Here is an 18211-nt window from a genome sequence, read left to right on the forward strand (position 1 = left end):
CCCGCGACACTCGACGCTCGATGTCTACGCTGGCGCTATGCAACCACCGAATGACCAGGACGGTACTTGGGAGGGTTCGTGGCTCGCGGCAATGACGGTGATCAAGAGTGCTCAGCGGGTTTTCACGCCTCAGAACCGCCCTCCCTCCGAGCTCCTTCCTCTCGTCGAACCCCTGAGCCGGTTGGGTGATGTGCTCCGGGCAGCACCGCCCGACCCCGAAGAGTCCCGCCGTCGCGCGGCCGAGCTGGTGGCCGATCGAGACCTGATCGAATGGGCATGCCGGCCGGATCAGCCCAGCGAGATCCGGGAGTTCGGGGCGACCTTGGCCTTCCTGTCCATGAAACTGACCACCTGAGCCTCGGGCTGTCCACGCCGCACAGGCGTCCGGACCGCTCAGAAGTCGTAGTCCACGCCGCACAGGCGTCCGGACCGCTCAGAAGTCGTAGTCCACGACGACCGGAGCGTGATCGCTCATCCGGCGGTCGGCCGCCGGATCACGGTCGGTGCCGGCCGTGACCGCCGCTCGTGCCAATTGCGGCGTCGCGAGGTGGTAATCGATGCGCCAGCCGATGTCGTTCACGAATGACTGCCCCAGCCACGACCACCACGAGTACGGACCCTCGACGCCCGGATGCTGTCGCCGGACGACGTCGACGAGGGTGCGCGGCGACAGGATGGAGTCGAACCACTCGCGCTCCTCCGGCAGAAACCCCTCGGCCTGGTTGCTACGCCGCCAGTTCCGTACGTCGGAACGGGTGTGCGCGATGTTGAGGTCACCCATCAGCAGAAGCTCCCTGCCGCGTGCGCGCGCCGTGCGCCGCGACCGGGTCAGCTGTCGCGCGAACGCGGAGAGGAAGCGCATCTTGCGGTCGTACCGGGCGCCGCCGTCGGGCGCTTCCCGCATCCGCCCGGGCTTCTGGAGGTGGGCCGGAAGGCCACCCTTCGGCAGGTACATCGATGCCACGGTGATCGGCGCCTCGGCGAGGTCGACCTCGACGTACCGACCCTGGTTCGCGAACTCTCCCAGCCCCCGGGCCAACGGCTCCGGATCCAGTTCGACGCTGTCGGTGTGCATTTCACCTGGCGCCCGCATCAGCGCCGTACCGCTCCACGTCCGAACTGCGACGGGCGCCTGCCGGGTCAGGACCGCGACACCGTTGCGGCCCGCGACGTCCCCCTCGTCGTACGTGAGGTGGTAGTCGCCGAACACCCCCGGCGGGATGGACTCGGCACGAGCCCGCACCTCCTGAAGCGCGACCACATCGGGGCCGCGGTCGCCCAGCCAGTCCTCGAAGCCGCGCCGCTGCGCTGCGCGGATCCCGTTGACGTTGAAGGTCGCGATTCGCACGAGTGACAGTGTAGGGATCCGACCGACGCGTCGAATCTCGCCATACCTTTCACGTGCCGTCTGGCAGTTCTGCGGAGTTGGCCGATTTGTATGTGAACTCGAGTACGCGTTGCTAGCCTTCCCGTGATTGAGACCACACTGCAGGGGGAGATCTCGATGCGGATCGCGCGGACGCGGCCAGGAAGTGCCCGGCGCGGTGTGGCGACCGCGGCCCTGGCGGTATCGGTTGTCCTCGGGGTCGCGACGAGCCCCGTGCCTGCCGTCGCGTCAGCCGAGACGTTCTTCTTCGACGACATCGGCTCGACGGCCGTTCCGAGGGCGAACTGCGGCCCCGGCTCGCTGCCCGAAACGGGCATGCAGGGCGACGTTCCAGCCGAGGACCGAAACAACGGCCGAAGCACCCAGGGCTATCGATGCAATATGTCGCTGGTCGGAGGCTTACAGGATCGCGGTGGTGGCCTGCTGTCGGTGACCTACGACCACTGCTCCTACACCAGCACGTTCTTCCCCGGGAACCTGCTCAACCCCACAACGCCGGGCGTACAGGTGCTCGACGTGTCGAACCCTGCGCAGCCGGTGTTGTCCACGACCCTGAACGAACCCGCGATGCTGGGCGGAACCTGGGAAAGTCTGAAGGTCAACAAGGCACGCAAGTTGCTCGCGGCCACGGCGGTGCCGATCGCTGCCGGCACCGGCTATTTCTCCGTCTACGACATTTCCGACTGCGCCCACCCCCGATTGCTCAACCGTGGTGCCGGTAGCGACGTCACGATGCCGCTGCCGTTCATCTCCCATGAGGGCGGCTTCTCGCCGGACGGCAACACCTACTGGGTGTCCGGCCCCGCACCGGGTTTCCTCACCGCCATCGACATCAGTAACCCCGCCGAGCCGCGGATCATCTGGCAGGGATTACACGGACTCGGCGGGCACGGCTTCGGCATCACCCCCGACGGGAACCGGATGTACCTGTCGAATCTCGGTGGGATCACAGTCCTCGACATCAGCGCGGTGCAACGGGGCGACCCATATCCCACCGTCCCGCAGATCGCCACCTACCTGTGGACCGACGGCTTCTTCAATCAACACAGCATCCCGGTCACCTATGGGGACAAGCCTTACATCTTCACCGTCGACGAAACCGGCGGCGGTGGAATCAAGGTCTTCGATGTCGCCGACCCGGCGCACGCCGAGATCGTGCAGAAGATCAAGCTCGAGATCCAACTTCCGGCCAATACCGCCGCGAACCTTCGGTCGTCGCAAGGCGGCTCGGTGTTCTCCTACGATCCGCACTACTGCGTGGTCGACCGTCCAGCCGACCCGACCGCACTCGCGTGCTCCTGGGAATCGTCCGGGATCCGCGTGTTCGATATCCGCGATCTGAACCGCATCAGTGAGATCGCCTACTACAACCCGCCGGCACAGACCGGCAAGAACGTTCAGCTCACCAACTCTCCACACGCATTGTCCTCGCTGATCGGTGTCTCACTCTTCAACTTCGTTCCGCTCGCCCGCGCCGTCTTCGAGGGCAAAACGGATCCGCGGGTCGCGTTCGGCCCGCGCGCCGGAATGGTGGCGTTCGGCGACCTGTCGGCGGACTGGTGCTTCTCACCTCCGGAGTTCCACGGCAACCAGATCTGGACCTCGTGCAGCGACAACGGCTTCATGGCGTTGCAACTGGACGACACCGTTTATCAACCACCGGCGAATCAGGCTTCGACTTATGGTCAGTGACACCAAGTCTTCGTCGTTCCGCGGTCCCCTCGTCCTGTTGCTGTGCGCCACCGTGCTTGGCGTCGCCGGGGTCGCCGCCGGAATGGGGTTCGAATCGGAACGCGACACCAACCCCGACACGGTGCAACTGTCATCAGCGGACATCGGCTTCGCACAGGACATGTCGGTGCACCACGAGCAGGCCGTGCTGATCGCCCAGACGCTGTCGCAGGACGTCGATCCGCAGACCCGGGTCATCGCCGATCAGATCGTCGTCGCACAGACCTCCGAGATCGCGACGATGCGCGGTTGGCTCACCCTCTTCGACGAACCGTTCACCACACCGCAACCGATGCAGTGGATGCACGGATCGGATCACGCCATGACTGACCACGGCGGCGCACCCATGCCGGGGGCAGCGAGTACCAGCGAGATCACCCGGCTCGCCGGCCTGCGCGGAGCAGATGCCGAGACACTGTTTCTGCACCTCATGATTCGGCACCATCAGGGGGGAGTCGACATGGCCGAGGCAGCCACCCACGCAGTTGCATCCGAACCGATCCGCCGCATCGCACGCGGGATGATCCGTGACCAGAGCAATGAAATCGCAGTGATGACAGCCATACTCGACACCCGAGACGCGACACCGCTCCCCCACCCTTGAGGCGTTGAGGCTCTCGACCGCCCACACCCGGAAGCCCGACGCATGTCGCGCAGATGCCGGGACTGCGAGGTCCGCTCCCACACCGCGCGACGTTGTAGTCCGGCGCGAGCTCGGGGTCGGGGCCCGTTCGGGGTCGATCTCGACGGTCTCGAGCAGCGTTTACCGGCTTGTCGTCGATGCGTAACAACCGCACCTACCGATAGCCTGCCACGATCGACTGACGAGCCGGTCGTGCTCGATGTCATTGTGACTGCTCCGGGGCGGGCTAGTTGATGCGTGATCCCCGGACGAATTCGGCGTTCCGCGGCGGGAAGGGTTCGCCACTGTTGTATCTGCGTTCGAGAACGGCGAGGTACTGGTCGAGGGCTTCGTCGACGAGGTTGGACCAACTGTTGGGGGCGCCGGCGATGTGGCCGATGGCAGCGATGGCATTCTTACCATTTTCGACCTTGGCGCTGTTGATGTAGACGGATACCTGCTTCTTGTCTGCGGGCACCCGTTTGGTGGTCTTCTTTTCCTCGCCGCGGGCCACCGGCCCCGGTTGAGGTTCGGCGATGGTGGCTGCTCCTTGTGCGAGGTCCACGCCCTGTTCGACGAGGTTCGGCAGTCGTGGCTTGCGGCGTTCGAGGGGGTTGTTGGCGAGTCCGGCTTTACGTGTCACGTTCGTCAGGAGGTCCTTGCGACTCGTTCTCGAGTACGTCCCGTCCTGGTGGGCGCCTGTGCGGGGCTGGTGGCGGCGTTCGAGGGGGTTGTTGGCGAGTCCGGGTTTACGTGTCACGGTCATCGGGGGTCCCTTTCGACGAGTTCTTGGGCGGCGTCGCGGTAGGCGCGAGCTGCGGAGGAGGACGGTGCCCACCTGACGACGGGTTCTTCGGCGCTGTAGCTTTCGCTGACTCGGACGGACTTCGGGATGATGGTGCGCATCGTCTGCTCGGCGTAGGTTTCGCGGAGCGCGGCAAGGACCTGCTGGTCGATGACCTGGCCGAGTTCGACGCGGCCGCACAGAATGTGATTGAGCCGTGCGGTGGGGTTGAGCAGCTCGACCTGCTGGGTGATGTAGTTTTCGATCCGCATGAGCGCTTCGAGTTCCATGGCTCCTGTCATGACAGCGGCGAGCACTTCGGTGCAGGCGACGAGTGCGCTGATGGTCAGGTGGTCGAAGTCTCCGGGGCAGTCGAGGAGGTTGAAGTCGACCTCGGGAGCGCTGGCGAGGGCTTTGCGCAGGATGCCGTGTGCACCGGGCTTCTTGAGGAAGTAGGGCCCGACGGAATCGAGTTCCTTGGTGGCAGGAACGAGGTGGATCCCGGACGCGGTGATGGTGGTGGCGTCTTCGATGCTCGCAACCAGCATGAGTACCGACAGGACATCGTTGTCGACGGCTTCGGGCGTGGCGCCGAGCCAGGTGGTGGCGTTGCATTGTGGGTCGAGGTCGATGACGCGGACGGTGTAGCCGGCTTCGACGAGGGCTTGGGCGAGGTTGACCGTGCTCGTGGTCTTGGTGGAGCCACCTTTATGGTTGACCACTGCGATGGTGCGGGTCATGTGGGCCTGTCCCTTCGTGTAAATATAATGACGCCCCTCAAGATACTTAACTTGGTCGAGGCACGCGGATGACCCGCCGATCTGAGCTGGAACATGTCCGATCCCACCGCTACGACCACGAGTTCGCCACGGTTGATCGGCCCTCACCGCGGTCTCGACGAATCCGATCATCATCCGAGAGTCCGGTGACCGCAGTCCTGTTGGCAGCACCTGCTCATCCCCTCCGCGGGTGGTTGCTACCCTCGACTTCGACGTGTTCGCGGACAACGATTTTCACCTTCGGGACCTTCTCGTGGGATGCGGACCTCGCCATCATCGCCGCCCACGGGACACTCGACACCGAAGCGGCGGCCATCGACTGGGTCTCCTCGAGTCGAGTGCCTGTGGGCGTTCGTCCAACCGGCGGCCTCGAGTCAGTCGACGACAGCGCCCCCGGTGAGGTTGATCTCGGTCGCGGTCATCGTAGTGGCCCAGTCGGACGCGGCGAAGACGGCCGCGTTGGCGACATCGACGTAGCTCGGGCGCCGCGGCAGCAGCAGACGGGTGGCGTCCGGGTCGGGCTCGTCCGGTTCCGGGGAGCCCGGCGACAGTAGCCAGGCGACACGGACACCCTGCGGCCCGAGCTCGGCGGCCAGCTGTCGGCACAGGCCGGCGAGTGCGGCCCACGCGACGTGGGAGCCACCGAGGTTCGGGATCGCCTCCCGTCCTCCAGCCATGACGAGGATGACGCCGCTGCCGCGTCCCACCATGTGGCGCGCAGCGGCCGTGGCCACGGTGAAGCTCGTCGTGACCGCCTTGGCGACCGGCTGCATGACGTCGCCGACCCGCATGTCGACGAGCGGAGTGCCCTGGATGTCGTCGTTGAAGGTGGCGTTGAAGCAGACATCGATGCCGCCGCTCTGGTCCGCCACCGCTGCGGCATGCCGCTCGACCGCGTCCCGGTCCACCGCATCGAGAACAGCGACGTGCGCAATCCCTCCCTCGTCCCTGATGCTGTGGGCGACATCCTCGAGCGTGGCTCGCGTGCGTCCGGTGAGGTGCACCTCAGCGCCTTCCCGCGCGTACGCCCTCGCGACCGCGGAGCCGACGGCACCGCTGCCCCCGTGGACGATCGTGATGCGGTTCTGCAGCAGCATTACTCACCCGCCTTTCCCTCTCGCGTACCAGCGTAAGACCGCGCGATGTGTGACCACGCGAGTTTCCGGACTTCATCGGTACGAGCTCGAGCGGCGTCGAGCGGCAGCTCGGGTGTCGCGCTCGGAGTTCCGGATCAACAGCTGCGCGCATCTCACTCCTGCGGTGAGACGAATCTAGAACAGATTCCGCTAGGTCATGCGCTGCCTCGTGCGGACCGTCGTCCGAGTGGTCTATCACGACCCACAACACGACTTGACGGCAGAGCTCTCAGGCCGGACACCGAAGCCCATGGCAGGCTTGGACCAGGTGGGTACCGATTTCACACACCACCCTCGACCCGACCATCCAGCGTGACGCGCACATACGAAAGGGGCGTCGCTGATGACCGTCCGTACCGTGAGCACGGAGGCAGGGCGACTCTCCGGTGACCACACCGACGGGGTCGCCCGATTCCTGGGAATCCCCTACGCGGCAGCTCCAGCGGGCGAACGCCGATTCGCACCCCCTGCCCCTGCCGAACGATGGGCAGGGACCAGGAACGCCACCGGTTACGGCGCGACCGCACCCCAGCCGCCGTTGCACCCCGCCCACGCGAATCTGGCGCCGCTGATCGGACCCGGATGGGTCGCCGGAGACGGCGAATACCTCAATCTCAACGTCTGGACACCCGACCCCGGCACGAGTGGGCTTCCGGTGATGGTCTACGTCCACGGCGGCGGGTTCGTGATCGGGTCGGGCGCCGCCCCCGCCTTCGACGGCACCTCGTTCGCGCGCGACGGCGTCGTCCTGGTCACCGTCAACTATCGACTCGGGGCGGAGGGCTTCCTCGCACTGTCCGGTGAGATCACGAACATTGGATTGCGCGATCAGATCGCAGCACTGCGCTGGGTTCGCGACAACATCGCCGGGTTCGGCGGGAACCCGGACAACGTCACCGTCTTCGGCGAATCGGCCGGCGGCTCCTCGGTCGCGTTCCTGCTGCACTCCCCGCTGGCCGCCGGACTGTTCCAGCGCGCGATCGTCCAGAGCGGACACGACGAGATGGCCCGCAGGCTCGAGCTCACCGAAGAACTCACGAAGGCACTCGCTGCCAGGCTCGGAACCTCCGCGACCACAGACGCATTCCGAGAAATCTCTGCCCCCGACCTGCTACGCGCGCAGGCAGCGCTGCTCAGAAACGACCCCCACCCAGACCTGCGCGACGACAACGGTTTCGACCCGGGCCACCGTCGTGCGCTGTTCCTCCCCACCACGGGTGACGACGTCCTCCCCGATCCGGTCGGAGTCCCGAGTACACACTCGCGCGGCGTCGACCTGTTGATCGGCACAACGCTCGAGGAAGTCAACCTCGGTTTCGGTGCCGACGAGTTCGCCGCCTTCGACGCGCATGACGCCGTAGCCGAGTTGGCCGCCACCTACCCCGATGCCGAAGCGCTCCTCGAACGACACGGTCTCCACGACCCGGCCGTCACCCCCGCGCACGCACTCACAACCGCCTACACGGACCTGATGTTCAGATCACCGAGCCGCCGCACTGCGCGCCGCCACCCAGGCCCCACCTACGTCTACGAATTCGCCTGGCGATCACCACTGCACGGCGCCGCACACGGCCTCGACGTCCCCTTCGTCTTCGACACGACACAGGCATGCCGCGGCCTCATCGGCGACGCCGCACCCGGCGCCCTCACCCGCGCGATGCACCAAACCTGGCTCGACTTCGCGACCCACGGAGATCCCGGCTGGCCCACCTACGACGACGCCAGAACTGCGATGAGTTTCGATGCCAGTCCCCACCGCTGCGAGGACACCGCTCCCGACGACACCGGCGCGAAATACCTGCCGGGCACCTCCACAATCCGAAGCTCCGCGCACGGACAAGCATGAGAAGCCGATCCCATGCCGGCAACAAATTCCATCGGTCGCCCTCCCGAGGTCGCAGCGGCTGTCACCGGCGGAGTCGACTTCGTCCGTCACCGGACAGTGTGTGCAGTGGCACGTCCAACGAACTTCCCGATTGACGAACCTGCACCGGGACGAGATCGGCACCGAGCGCGCACACCCGCAAGGGTCCACGCGCGTCCCTAAAGCGGATCTCTGTTCGGTCAGCTCTGCGCACGGTCGATGGCGCTACGGCCCTCGCCTTGGTGATGCGTTGAAGCCATGACGCGAGAGCCAACCGAGTACAGGGTTCGGCGAACACACGGTCGCGACCCTGTTATCTGTTACTGGCGATAGATCTCCACGCGGGCGTTGGTGATCACGCCGGCATTCAACGAGGGGGCACCCCAATTCGTGCTGCACGCCCCGGTGGCCTGACCTGTCGGCACGAATGAGGGACTGGACTGACTGAAGGGCCCGATCGCATACAACGGAAAGGCGTTGGGGATGCCGTGAAGGCCCCAACAGTCGACGATCAGCGCGTACTCCCTGCCAGCGGGCGCATCGGTGTCATGGCAGGTCGCCGTCGCGCTGAAGGCATCCCGCTGGATGACGCAGTCCTGGGGGTCCGCCTGGGCGGTGCCGGAGCCGATGATCGCCGTGAAGGCCAGCCCCGATACGACGGCGGCCGTGGCGCGTGCTGCAACGACAATAGCGCTTCTCATTGAGATCCTTTCAGTAGCAAGATGTCTGGTGTCGGGCATCCCCGCTGGCGACGTGTCGAAGCCCGCGGCCTAGCATCTGGCCGGCTCAGATGACGATGGGTGCACCCGTGACTAGGTCCCAGAGTCCCAGGCCGAGGAACAGCACGGTGCCCACTGCCGACTGCACCGGATTTCCGTTCAGGAAACCCTCGGCACCCCAGGCGACCAAATCGGTGAAGATTTCAGACGAACCCATTGTTCTCGCTCCTTGTGTCGGTATAAGACCTTGGCATCTTGATCGTCCAGACCGAATGGTCTGTTACGGATCCGGCGCGGAGTGCACATGTCGGCGAGCAGGTCGTGGACACCACACTCTTGCTACGTGGATGACAACGAGCTCTAGCCCATCGGCCAGTTGGCCGAGCGCAACGCTCAGGCAGTGGCTCGCCTCGACCTGGTCCGCACGCTATGCGATCTCGGGCTGTCTGTGGCCCCCATCCGCAAGGTGCCGGACAATGACGTGTCCCTGAAGGAAGTCCCGGCTACGCGCGCTAGGTACTTGACGTCCAGATCCACACCCTCCGGCTGCGCGAGTCACATCTCGTCGGCGCAGGACGATACCCATACCATGAGGGGCGAAACGCGCACACCGATCCTGTTCGTCGCAATGACGACTTGTATCGCCCTGGCGGCGGGCTGCCAGTCGCCCAGCGAACAAGTGGGATCCGTCGAAGGAACGACGATCCCGTGGAGCATGGTCCCCGCTGCACAATCCGGCGGAGGTGCCGCGCCCCAACCACCGGATCCTCCCCCGCCGACGGACCCGAACGCGGGTCCCGGTATCCCCGACCCTCCCACACCGACAACACCGGGCCCGAGGATACTGGTCGTTCCACCCGTCCCCGGAGTTACGGCCAGTGGCGTGCATATCGAACGTCACGACGGATTCGATCGCATCGTCTACGACTTCGGCGGCACGTACGCACCTCGCTGGCGCGCCGAATACGTCGCCGAGGCAACGCAACGCGGCCAAGAGACCGCGACACGAATCCACGGTCGATCGATCCTGCAGATCTACTTCTTCGACACGGACTCCGCGGCCGAGAGTGGGATCGCCGCGTACAACGGACCGAACCCGTTGTCGGACCCCGCGGCGTACAGCGTCGTCGAGGTGCACCTCACGCCGAACTACGAGAGAGGCACCCAGTCGTTCGTCGGCCTCCGTACCGACTACCCGCAGTTCCAGGTCACGACTCTCACAGAACCGACGAGAATCGCTGTCGACATCCACGACTAGCGCCACATTCGGGCATTCGTCGCCCCGGCAGAGATTGCATTCCCCGGGCGACACGAGCCGACTTTCGTGACAGATCGTCAAACTCGTTGACATACTTGAAGTGATGACTATCCGGATAATGCTCGATGGCTTTCACAAGGATGCGATCTCGATGCGAGATAACAGGCCCGCAACCTCCGCACTGCAGCTCTACCGCGCCTTTCAGCACCAGCACCCCCGAACTCCGGTCCCGGCCGATTACGTCACCGAATGCGGTTTCCGACTGGGACGTTGGCAGGACCGCCAGCGGATTGCCCGCATGCTCGGCACACTGCCGCCCCAGCGCATCGAGCAACTCGACGCGATCGGATTTCTGTGGAGCGATGACGACGTCCCACTTCCGGCCGTGTCACGTACCGACGCCAAGCGGCGACGGATGCTCACCGCGATCGCCGCCTACCGTGAAGAGCACGGCAACGCACTCGTTCCCGCGAACTATGTCACCGCTGACGGTGAACAGGTGGGCCAGTGGCTCTACCGGGCGGTGAAGAAGTGGAGGGCCGACGCCTTGCCGGACAAGGAGCGTCGCACGCTCTCCATTCTCGGGGTTTCCCCCGGTCCACGACCACGAGGGCCCCGAACATCAGCGCACCTTGTCGGACACGCGACGTAAGGCATACGACCCGCACCCTGAATACTGTTGCTGTACATAGGTTCGAGCATCAGGTCATTCCCCGGACAGGTCGGCCGACAGATCCCGAACTGAGACACCGGCAGGAATCTCGACCTCGGCGACCAACTCGGGCCGGTCGTCGAATTCGAGACGAAGAGCGCGGCACATGGTCACGTGCATGTCGTAGAGCCTCGTGGTGTAGGTCAGTTCCAGAATCTCGGGATCCGTCAGGGGGGTCCTCTCGTCGGTGACCTCGGCGCGGGGCCCTTCACGTAGGCGGGGCGCTGCGGCCTTTCGGACGGCGGGAAGGGTCAGGATGCGGTGCGTACGCGCTGGTCGGCGATTCGAGATCGACGGCGCCGACGAGGCCCGCAACTTCCTCCGCTCCCACGGAATCGGTGAGGACGCACAGACACGGTGTGGACGAGCATCGCACTCCACACCACTCCCGAGATTCCACTGCATAGGGCCCCGGAGATCGCGCTGCTTACCCGCGGCGTCGAACTCGACGTACTCGGAATCGGCTACGACGCCATCACCGACGCGGAACGCGCCGCCGTCGTTGCATCCCACCCGCGGCCGGACTTCAAGGACGAGATCCTCGCTGCCTTCACGGACGGACTCCACGACCGCCCGGACACCACATTCGGCAACGTGAAAGCCGATGTCCTGGCACACTTCGTTCCCGGCTTCGTCCGGGGTGACTTCGTGGATGCGATCCTGAATTCCTCGTGGTCCGAATGACTTCCGTCGCTGCGCGCGACACTCGATGCGCCCGCACAGCCAGGCGCACGCGAACCGTCAGCTTTCGGCGACCCCGATCGCAATGATGAATTGCGCCGACAATCCATAGATTTCACGTGGTCTAGATTTGTCGGTCCGCCGAGGTGCAATGACTGACGAGTCCGCGGCAGCTCGCCTACTCGCTTCGCCTGTCCGTAACGCGCAATGCTCGTTCGACGACTTTCATCGGTCGTGCCGGCAGTTGTCCGATAGTTCAGCTTCGAGTCCGGCAGACTTAACCGATGGGTCGGACCCCGTCAACCCTTGTCAGGAGCTCAGCCGAGGGGCTTGACTGAAACGTAGGTCTCGATCGCCCAGGATGACAGACAGGGAGGATGCATATGCCAACCCATCAGGCAGTTCACGTCCAGGCCCCCGGCGAACCGCTGACACTCGTCGACGTCGAAACAGGGTCGCCCCCGCGCGACCACGTACGCATCGCGGTGTCGGCGTGCGGAGTATGCGGCACCGACCACGCCTTCGTCAACGGCGCGTTCCCGGACATGTCCTGGCCCCTGACACCTGGACACGAGATTGCCGGAACCATCGCCGAACTCGGCGACGGCGTCGACCACTACGCCGTCGGCGACCGTGTCGCTGTGGGTTGGTTCGGTGGGCACTGCAACCAGTGCATCCCCTGTCGTCAGGGCTCCTTCATTCATTGCGAGAAGTTGCAGGTGCCGAGCTGGCAGTACCCCGGCGGATACGCCGAGTCGGTGATCGTTCCAGCAAATGCGCTGGCCCGGATTCCGAACGAGCTGTCCTTCGCGGAAGCAGCACCCATGAGTTGCGCCGGGGTCACCACGTTCGACGCGCTGCGCAAAACCAGGGCCGTCCCGGGCGACCGCGTCGCCATCCTCGGCATCGGCGGACTCGGCCACCTCGGTGTGCAGTTCGCCCGGGCGATGGGTTTCGAGACGATCGCCATCGCCCGCGGCGCCGACAAAGGCGACGACGCCCGTCAGCTCGGCGCCCACAACTACATCGATTCCACCGCCGGCGACGTCAGCGAAGCGTTGCAGGCTCTCGGTGGCGTGTCCGTGGTTCTGGGGACCGCGGCGAACTCGAAAGCGATGGGTGATGTGGTCGGTGGGCTGCTTCCGCTCGGTGAACTCATGGTCGTCGGTGTCACGCCCGACCCACTGCCGATCAGTCCGCTACAGCTGATCACTCCCGGCGTCGATGTCACCGGCCACCCGTCCGGCACCGCCCGCGACGTCGAAGAGACGATGCACTTCGCGGTCCTGTCAGGCGTGCGCGCCCGAATCGAGGAACGGCCTCTGACTCGAGCGGCGGAGGCCTATGCAGCGATGGAGGAAGGTCGGGCACGCTATCGCATGGTCCTCACCATGTGACCATTCTCGGCATCGGTTGATCGACTGTCGTCAGCGGGGTTCGTTGCCACTCCGCCGTTCGATGCCCCAGGTGCCGGAAGGTCCGTGGAGCTTCTCGTACGCCGCCTTTTCGGCGTCGTGACGGGACGCCTTCCTCGGGTTCTCCAGATCGGGCGGCAGTCCGTGCCTCTCGAGGCGTCGAGATCGGTTCTGCGCCATGTACGACACCGCGTAGAACACGGCGAGTAGCACTCCGAGCAGGACCATGGAGGCGCGCAGTCCGAGCGGTCCCGGGAACAGGAAGAACGCGGCGAAGACCGGAACGAACGGGACCATGCTGCGAATGAGGTGCCGAGGAACCGCCCAGTCACCGACCAGGTCGTTGCGGACCCAGTCCTGCATCGAGTCGGGAAGTTTGCGGCCTACCGCGTAGCCCAGCCACTGTATGGGGCCGGGCCGGGTTCGTTGCGTGTTTCGCGACATGACAACTACCTGTTCACGTTGTGCTGAAGTCGAATTCGACATGATTGTCCTCATTGATCGAGCGCGCCCGCTCTGAGCGCAGCCTGATTGACGCGAGTGAGAACGTCGTGGAGTTCTTCGAGCTCGGCCAGGCCGACCCCGAGCTTCTCGATCACGGCGGGCGGAATCTTCTCGGCTTCCGCACGTAGCGCAGCACCGGCTTCGGTCAGCTCGACATCCAGTTGCCTCTCGTCGGCCCGGCTGCGGGTGCGCGTGATCAGTCCGGACGCCTCGAGGCGCTTCAGGAGCGGCGAGAGGGTGGGCGAATCGAGTTGCAGCGCGGTCCCGATCTCCTTGACCGCCATCGGGGCCTTTCCCCAGAGAGCGAGCATGACCAGATACTGCGGATGCGTCAGCCCCATCGGTTCGAGCAGGGGGCGGTAGACGGCGAGAACCGCCCGGTTCGCGATCGCGAGCGCGAAACATACCTGCCGGTCGAGAGCGAGTAGATCGTCGCCGGCCTTCTCCTGCTCAATGTCTGCGGTCATGCCACCAGGGTACCAGAATGATTCGTGCAATAACTAGTATTGCACGAATGATTCTGGAGATAGTCGGCGATCCTCGAGGCAGACGCGCAACGAGGGCATCGAGGCCGGTTCGCGGGCCGGAGAAGAACGGCGTCTCCAACCGAACGTGCCGACGCGCGTCGGTCGCACGAAGGTCTCGCATCATGTCGACGATCCGGCTCGAGTCCGGAGCCTCGAAGGCGAGGATCCACTCGTAGTCGCTCAACCCGAAGGAACTCACAGTGTTGGCCCGCACGTCCGGGTAGGCGCGAGCCGCTCGGCCGTGTTCGGCGAGCTGCCGTCGCCGTTCGGCGTCCGGCAGCAGATACCACTCGAGCGATCGGTTGAACGGGTACACGCACACGAACTGCCCCGGCTCCTCATCGGCCACGTACGCCGCGATGTGAGTGCGGTTGAATTCGGCCGGCCGGTGGAGCGCGACCGCACTCCACACCGTCGTACACGCCCGCCCGAGTCGGCAGCGACGAAAACCGGAGTAGGCGGCCTGCAATCCCTCGACGGTGTCGGCATGCGTCCACATCATGAAGTCGGCATCTCCACGTAGTCCTGCGACGTCGTAGATTCCGCGGATCGAAACACCGGACTCGGCAACTCGCTCGAGATAGGCGTGCGCATCGTCCACCACCTCGGCGCGCACATCCGGCAGCGCGCCGGGGGCCACCCGGAACACGGTGAACATCATGAACCGCACGCGCTGATTGAGCTCGGTAAAGCGAGACCTGGTCAAGGGCTCGGGCTACCGCTCGACCGGGGCGCCGACCAACGAGCCGTACTCCACCCAGGAGCCGTCGTAGTTCCGAACGTCGGGGTAGCCGAGCAGTTCGTGGAGAACGAACCAACTGTGCGCCGATCTTTCGCCGATCCGGCAATAGACGATGATGTCCTTCGTCTCGTCGAGGCCGGCGCCGCCGTACAGGGCGCGGAGTTCGTCCTCGCTGAGGAAGGTGCCGTCGTCAGCGGCAGCCTTGGACCACGGCACGTTGACCGCAGTCGGGACGTGCCCCGGGACCTGGGGTTGTTCCTGCGGGAACTGCGCGGGAGCGAGGATCGTCCCGGAGAATTCAGCGGGAGACCGGACGTCGACAAGGTTCTTGTTCCCGATCTGCTCGATCACCTCGTCGCGGTGCGCGCGGATTCCCGACACGGGCTCGGACGCCACGTAGTCGGTGACCGGCCGGGTGACCTTCTCGCTCGACAAGGGCCGGCCGTCGAGCTCCCACTTCTTGCGTCCGCCGTCGAGCAGCCGGACGTCGCGGTGGCCGTAGAGCTTGAAGTACCAGTACGCGTAGGCCGCGAACCAGTTGTTGTTCCCGCCGTACAGGATCACCGTGTCGCCGTTGGCGATGCCTCTCTCGGACAGGAGTTTCTCGAACGATCGCCGATCGATGACGTCGCGGCGCACCGGATCTTGAAGATCGCGCTTCCAGTCGATCCGGACGGCACCGTCGATGTGGTTCGTCTCGTACTGCGCGGTGTCCTCGTCCACCTCGACGAGGACGACGTCGGGGTCGTGTCCGTGTTCGACGACCCATTCGGCGTCGACCAGAAAATTGCTTCTACTCATGGTTCATCCTTCACGTCGTCGGCAACCGGGGTGTGCACATATAATTAATGCACGATCTATTCGCCTACGCTACAGTTTCGGGCACGCAGTTTCGACAGGAGCACCGATGACAACACCGAAGACCCGCCCTGCGCAGGCGAAGACCCCGCGCACGGAGGGGCAATGGGCACAGGGCGACCGTGAGCCACTCAATGTGAACGAGCAGGTCAAACAGGACGACGACGGCCTCAACGTGCGCAAGAGAATCGAAGAGGTGTACTGCCGTACCGGCGTCGCCGGCATCGACCCGACCGATCGGCGAAGCCGATTCCGCTGGTGGGGGCTCTACACCCAGCGCGCACCTGGCATCGAGGGCGGCCGAACCGCCACGTTGCCGCCGGAAGAGCTCGAGGACGAGCACTTCATGCTCCGCATCCGCATCGACGGAGGGGCACTGACCACTGAACAGTTGCGCGTCGTCGGTGAAGTCTCCCGACTGTTCGCCCGCGACACCGCGGATCTCACCGACCGCCAGAACATTCAGCTGCACTGGATCAGGGTCGAGGACCTACCCGAAATCTGGCGGCGACTCGAAGGGGTAGGCCTCACGACCGCCGAATCCGCAGGCGACACCCCGCGCGTGGTCCTCGGCTCGCCGATGGCCGGCATCGCCGTCGACGAGGTTCTCGACGCCACACCCGCTCTGCGCGAGATCACCCGCCGATTGATCGCAAACCCCGAGTACTCCAACCTGCCGCGCAAGTTCAAAACCGCCATCTCCGGCCTCCAAGACGTGGTCCACGAGATCAACGATGTGGCGTTCATCGGTGTCGACCATCCGGTTCATGGCCCGGGACTGGATGTCTGGGTCGGCGGCGGCCTGTCGACGAATCCGCGGATCGGCGAGCGCCTCGGCGCATGGGTACCACTGGAAGACGTGCCCGACGTGTGGATCGGAATTGTCTCCCTCTTCCGCGACTACGGGTATCGGCGACTGCGGGCGAAGGCGCGCCTGAAGTTCCTCGTCTCGGACTGGGGTGTCGAGAAGTTCCGCAACGTGCTCGAAAAGGAATACCTCGGACGCGCGATGCTCGATGGACCAGCACCCGAACCGCTCGACGAACCCCGCGATCACGTCGGTATCCAGCGTCAGAAGAACGGTCTCAACGCCGTCGGGATCGCACCCGTCGTGGGCAGGGTCGGAGGCACCGTGCTGACCGACTTGGCACGAGCAGCGGAAGCATCCGGATCCCGGCGGGTCCGCATCACCCCGATGCAGAAACTCGTCATCCTCGATGTGCCCGACGAACAGGTCGGCTCACTTCGATCGAGTCTCGACGCTCTCGGGTTCCCGTCGAGCCCGTCACCGTGGCGACGGAGCACCATGGCCTGCACGGGCATCGAATTCTGCAAGTTCGGGATCGTCGAGACCAAGGCGCGAGCCGCCGCACTCATCACAGACGTCGAGAAGCGATTGGCCGACGTCCAGGATCAGCTCGAGCACCCGATCACAGTGCACCTCAATGGATGCCCCAACTCGTGCGCCCGCATCCAGGTCGCCGACATCGGCCTCAAGGGCATGATCGTGACCGATGACGATTCCAACCAGGTCGAGGGATTCCAGGTTCATCTCGGCGGCGGCCTCGGGCTGGATACGAGCTTCGGGCGCAAATTGCGCGGCCACAAGCTTCCAGCCACCGAGGTGCCCGACTACGTCGAGCGGATCGTTCGACGGTACGTGGTCGACCGCGAGGGCTCCGAGAAATTCGCGGCCTGGGTCCAACGCGCCACCGAAGCCGATCTCGCATGATCGGCTGGCACCGCCGGCCACCACGTAATCGCGGCTGAGACCAGACCTCCCGGAGCGCCCGTCAGTCGAGGTCCGCTACTTGCCGGCGTCGGTGAGGGGTCGCGTCAACTCGCCTGCGCGTGTCGGCGGGGAGGAAGCTGGTTGACCAACTGCTCCCACTCTTCGAATCGGGCGGCTTCGGGCGAGCGCAGACGGGGCGAGGGTCCGGCGGCGAGGTCTACCAGGCTCCGGGCAGCGCCGAGGACGGTCAGATGATGACGCCGGGCGACGTCGAGGAGTTCGTCGAAAGCCTGGGCGTCACTGCAGCCGCGACCGGCGATCAGGATTCCCTTCGCCGTGCCGAGAAGTTCACGTCCGTCGGGACGCCTACGAGGGATCAGGCGTGTCGGGCCGGGAGTCGGAGTCAGTAGTTCGGTGCTGTCCTCGATCATTCCGCGATGCTCCTTCGCTCTCGTGCATCGACCGCCGACCCGCCGGTGTGCCGACGATCCAGTCCGGACGCAAAATGTGAGTCACGTCACTGTCGATGCCTCAACAGTTGTAGCCCACGGCGCCGCGCCTGTCATCTAGACGGATGTCCAGCTGTGCCGTCACATGACAAAGCTCTCAGGTAGGGCCACCAACAGGTCTTCTCCACTCGACGGGCGCAGGCCGTCGGATCGATCGGCGAAGTAGCGCTCGGCGAGTGAAGTTCCCGCCACATGCTGCGCGCCGTCGAAGCCGGCCTCGCGGGCCAGGGTCAGCATTTCCGGCGGGGTGT

20 protein-coding genes and 2 pseudogenes are annotated in these 18211 nt (G+C 65.1%); 9 read left to right on the forward strand and 13 right to left on the reverse strand.

Annotated features, from left to right (window positions below):
• Positions 1-37 precede the first annotated feature (37 nt).
• Positions 38-355 carry a hypothetical protein gene (locus tag HGB39_RS26870; protein WP_005571758.1) on the forward strand — a complete coding sequence of 106 codons (318 nt, stop codon included), beginning with the start codon at positions 38-40 and terminating at the stop codon, positions 353-355.
• 78 nt (positions 356-433) lie between these two features.
• On the opposite strand, the gene HGB39_RS26875 is transcribed toward HGB39_RS26870, so the two are convergent.
• Complete coding sequence (locus HGB39_RS26875; RefSeq protein WP_005571759.1) at positions 434-1348, reverse strand: exodeoxyribonuclease III; 915 nt, start codon at positions 1346-1348, stop codon at positions 434-436.
• A 156-nt stretch (positions 1349-1504) separates the two neighbouring features.
• On the opposite strand from HGB39_RS26875, the gene HGB39_RS26880 reads away from it, so the two are divergent.
• Together HGB39_RS26880 and HGB39_RS26885 are read left to right on the forward strand one after the other, a co-directional pair.
• Entirely contained in the window at positions 1505-3079 is a 1575-nt protein-coding gene (locus HGB39_RS26880; RefSeq protein WP_043792721.1) for an LVIVD repeat-containing protein, read from the forward strand.
• Positions 3069-3722, forward strand: a complete 654-nt coding sequence (locus HGB39_RS26885; protein WP_005571761.1) for a DUF305 domain-containing protein — start codon at positions 3069-3071, stop codon at positions 3720-3722. The genes HGB39_RS26880 and HGB39_RS26885 overlap by 11 nt, the downstream gene beginning before the upstream one ends.
• Positions 3723-3987: 265 nt before the next feature.
• On the opposite strand, the gene HGB39_RS26890 is transcribed toward HGB39_RS26885, so the two are convergent.
• The 3 genes from HGB39_RS26890 to HGB39_RS26900 all read right to left on the reverse strand — a co-directional run bounded on the left by HGB39_RS26890 (position 3988) and on the right by HGB39_RS26900 (position 6400).
• Complete coding sequence (locus tag HGB39_RS26890) at positions 3988-4506, reverse strand: hypothetical protein (protein WP_005253169.1); 519 nt, start codon at positions 4504-4506, stop codon at positions 3988-3990.
• A complete protein-coding gene (locus HGB39_RS26895) occupies positions 4503-5264 on the reverse strand; it encodes a ParA family protein (RefSeq protein ID WP_005253168.1) in 762 nt (253 codons plus the stop codon). Before HGB39_RS26895 ends, HGB39_RS26890 begins: the two co-directional genes overlap by 4 nt.
• A gap of 413 nt (positions 5265-5677) precedes the next feature.
• Positions 5678-6400, reverse strand: coding sequence for an SDR family NAD(P)-dependent oxidoreductase (locus HGB39_RS26900; protein WP_005253167.1), 723 nt, complete (start codon positions 6398-6400; stop codon positions 5678-5680).
• Between the two features lie 382 nt (positions 6401-6782).
• Here HGB39_RS26900 and HGB39_RS26905 point away from each other — a divergent pair, with 382 nt between their 5' ends.
• Entirely contained in the window at positions 6783-8285 is a 1503-nt protein-coding gene (locus HGB39_RS26905; protein ID WP_005253166.1) for a carboxylesterase/lipase family protein, read from the forward strand.
• Positions 8286-8623: 338 nt separating this feature from the next.
• Here HGB39_RS26905 and HGB39_RS26910 read toward each other — a convergent pair whose 3' ends face one another.
• Together HGB39_RS26910 and HGB39_RS26915 are read right to left on the reverse strand one after the other, a co-directional pair.
• Positions 8624-9004, reverse strand: a complete 381-nt coding sequence (locus HGB39_RS26910; RefSeq protein ID WP_005253165.1) for a hypothetical protein — start codon at positions 9002-9004, stop codon at positions 8624-8626.
• 85 nt (positions 9005-9089) lie between these two features.
• Positions 9090-9239, reverse strand: a complete 150-nt coding sequence (locus HGB39_RS26915; protein WP_164709507.1) for a hypothetical protein — start codon at positions 9237-9239, stop codon at positions 9090-9092.
• Between the two features lie 666 nt (positions 9240-9905).
• Here HGB39_RS26915 and HGB39_RS26920 point away from each other — a divergent pair.
• Positions 9906-10280: an AMIN-like domain-containing (lipo)protein gene (locus HGB39_RS26920; protein WP_005571763.1), complete on the forward strand. Its 375-nt coding sequence runs from the start codon at positions 9906-9908 to the stop codon at positions 10278-10280.
• Between the two features lie 151 nt (positions 10281-10431).
• Entirely contained in the window at positions 10432-10932 is a 501-nt protein-coding gene (locus tag HGB39_RS26925) for a helicase associated domain-containing protein (RefSeq protein WP_043792725.1), read from the forward strand.
• Positions 10933-10986: 54 nt separating this feature from the next.
• On the opposite strand, the gene HGB39_RS40300 is transcribed toward HGB39_RS26925, so the two are convergent.
• A complete protein-coding gene (locus tag HGB39_RS40300; RefSeq protein WP_005571765.1) occupies positions 10987-11307 on the reverse strand; it encodes a hypothetical protein in 321 nt (106 codons plus the stop codon).
• Here HGB39_RS40300 and HGB39_RS26935 point away from each other — a divergent pair.
• Positions 11261-11676, forward strand: a pseudogene (locus HGB39_RS26935) (HD domain-containing protein); the annotation flags it as partial. The gene HGB39_RS40300 and the pseudogene HGB39_RS26935 sit on opposite strands and share 47 nt — an antisense overlap.
• A gap of 380 nt (positions 11677-12056) precedes the next feature.
• Positions 12057-13070 (forward strand): alcohol dehydrogenase catalytic domain-containing protein, encoded by a 1014-nt coding sequence (locus tag HGB39_RS26940; protein ID WP_005571767.1) that lies wholly within the window; start codon positions 12057-12059, stop codon positions 13068-13070.
• Between the two features lie 30 nt (positions 13071-13100).
• Here HGB39_RS26940 and HGB39_RS26945 read toward each other — a convergent pair whose 3' ends face one another.
• From HGB39_RS26945 to HGB39_RS26960, 4 genes and pseudogenes are all read right to left on the reverse strand, one after another.
• Complete coding sequence (locus HGB39_RS26945) at positions 13101-13532, reverse strand: DUF5313 family protein (RefSeq protein WP_037202753.1); 432 nt, start codon at positions 13530-13532, stop codon at positions 13101-13103.
• A gap of 50 nt (positions 13533-13582) precedes the next feature.
• Entirely contained in the window at positions 13583-14059 is a 477-nt protein-coding gene (locus tag HGB39_RS26950) for a MarR family winged helix-turn-helix transcriptional regulator (RefSeq protein WP_005571768.1), read from the reverse strand.
• A gap of 76 nt (positions 14060-14135) precedes the next feature.
• A pseudogene (gene hemQ / locus HGB39_RS26955) lies at positions 14136-14825 on the reverse strand (hydrogen peroxide-dependent heme synthase); the annotation flags it as partial.
• Positions 14826-14834: 9 nt separating this feature from the next.
• Positions 14835-15662 carry a sulfurtransferase gene (locus HGB39_RS26960; RefSeq protein ID WP_005571770.1) on the reverse strand — a complete coding sequence of 276 codons (828 nt, stop codon included), beginning with the start codon at positions 15660-15662 and terminating at the stop codon, positions 14835-14837.
• A 106-nt stretch (positions 15663-15768) separates the two neighbouring features.
• Between HGB39_RS26960 and HGB39_RS26965 the strand changes: the two genes are divergently transcribed.
• The gene (locus HGB39_RS26965; RefSeq protein WP_064080036.1) at positions 15769-17451 is read left to right on the forward strand and encodes a nitrite/sulfite reductase; all 1683 of its coding nucleotides are present in this window, start codon (positions 15769-15771) and stop codon (positions 17449-17451) included.
• A gap of 104 nt (positions 17452-17555) precedes the next feature.
• Here the strand turns inward: HGB39_RS26965 and HGB39_RS26970 are convergent, their stop codons facing one another.
• Positions 17556-17882: an ANTAR domain-containing protein gene (locus HGB39_RS26970; RefSeq protein ID WP_005571774.1), complete on the reverse strand. Its 327-nt coding sequence runs from the start codon at positions 17880-17882 to the stop codon at positions 17556-17558.
• A 159-nt stretch (positions 17883-18041) separates the two neighbouring features.
• On the reverse strand, positions 18042-18197 hold the full coding sequence (locus HGB39_RS39960) for a hypothetical protein (RefSeq protein WP_312029814.1): 156 nt from the start codon (positions 18195-18197) through the stop codon (positions 18042-18044).
• Between the last annotated feature and the right edge of the window lie 14 nt (positions 18198-18211).

This window comes from Rhodococcus opacus, from assembly GCF_012396235.1.
GTDB lineage: Bacteria > Actinomycetota > Actinomycetes > Mycobacteriales > Mycobacteriaceae > Rhodococcus_F > Rhodococcus_F opacus.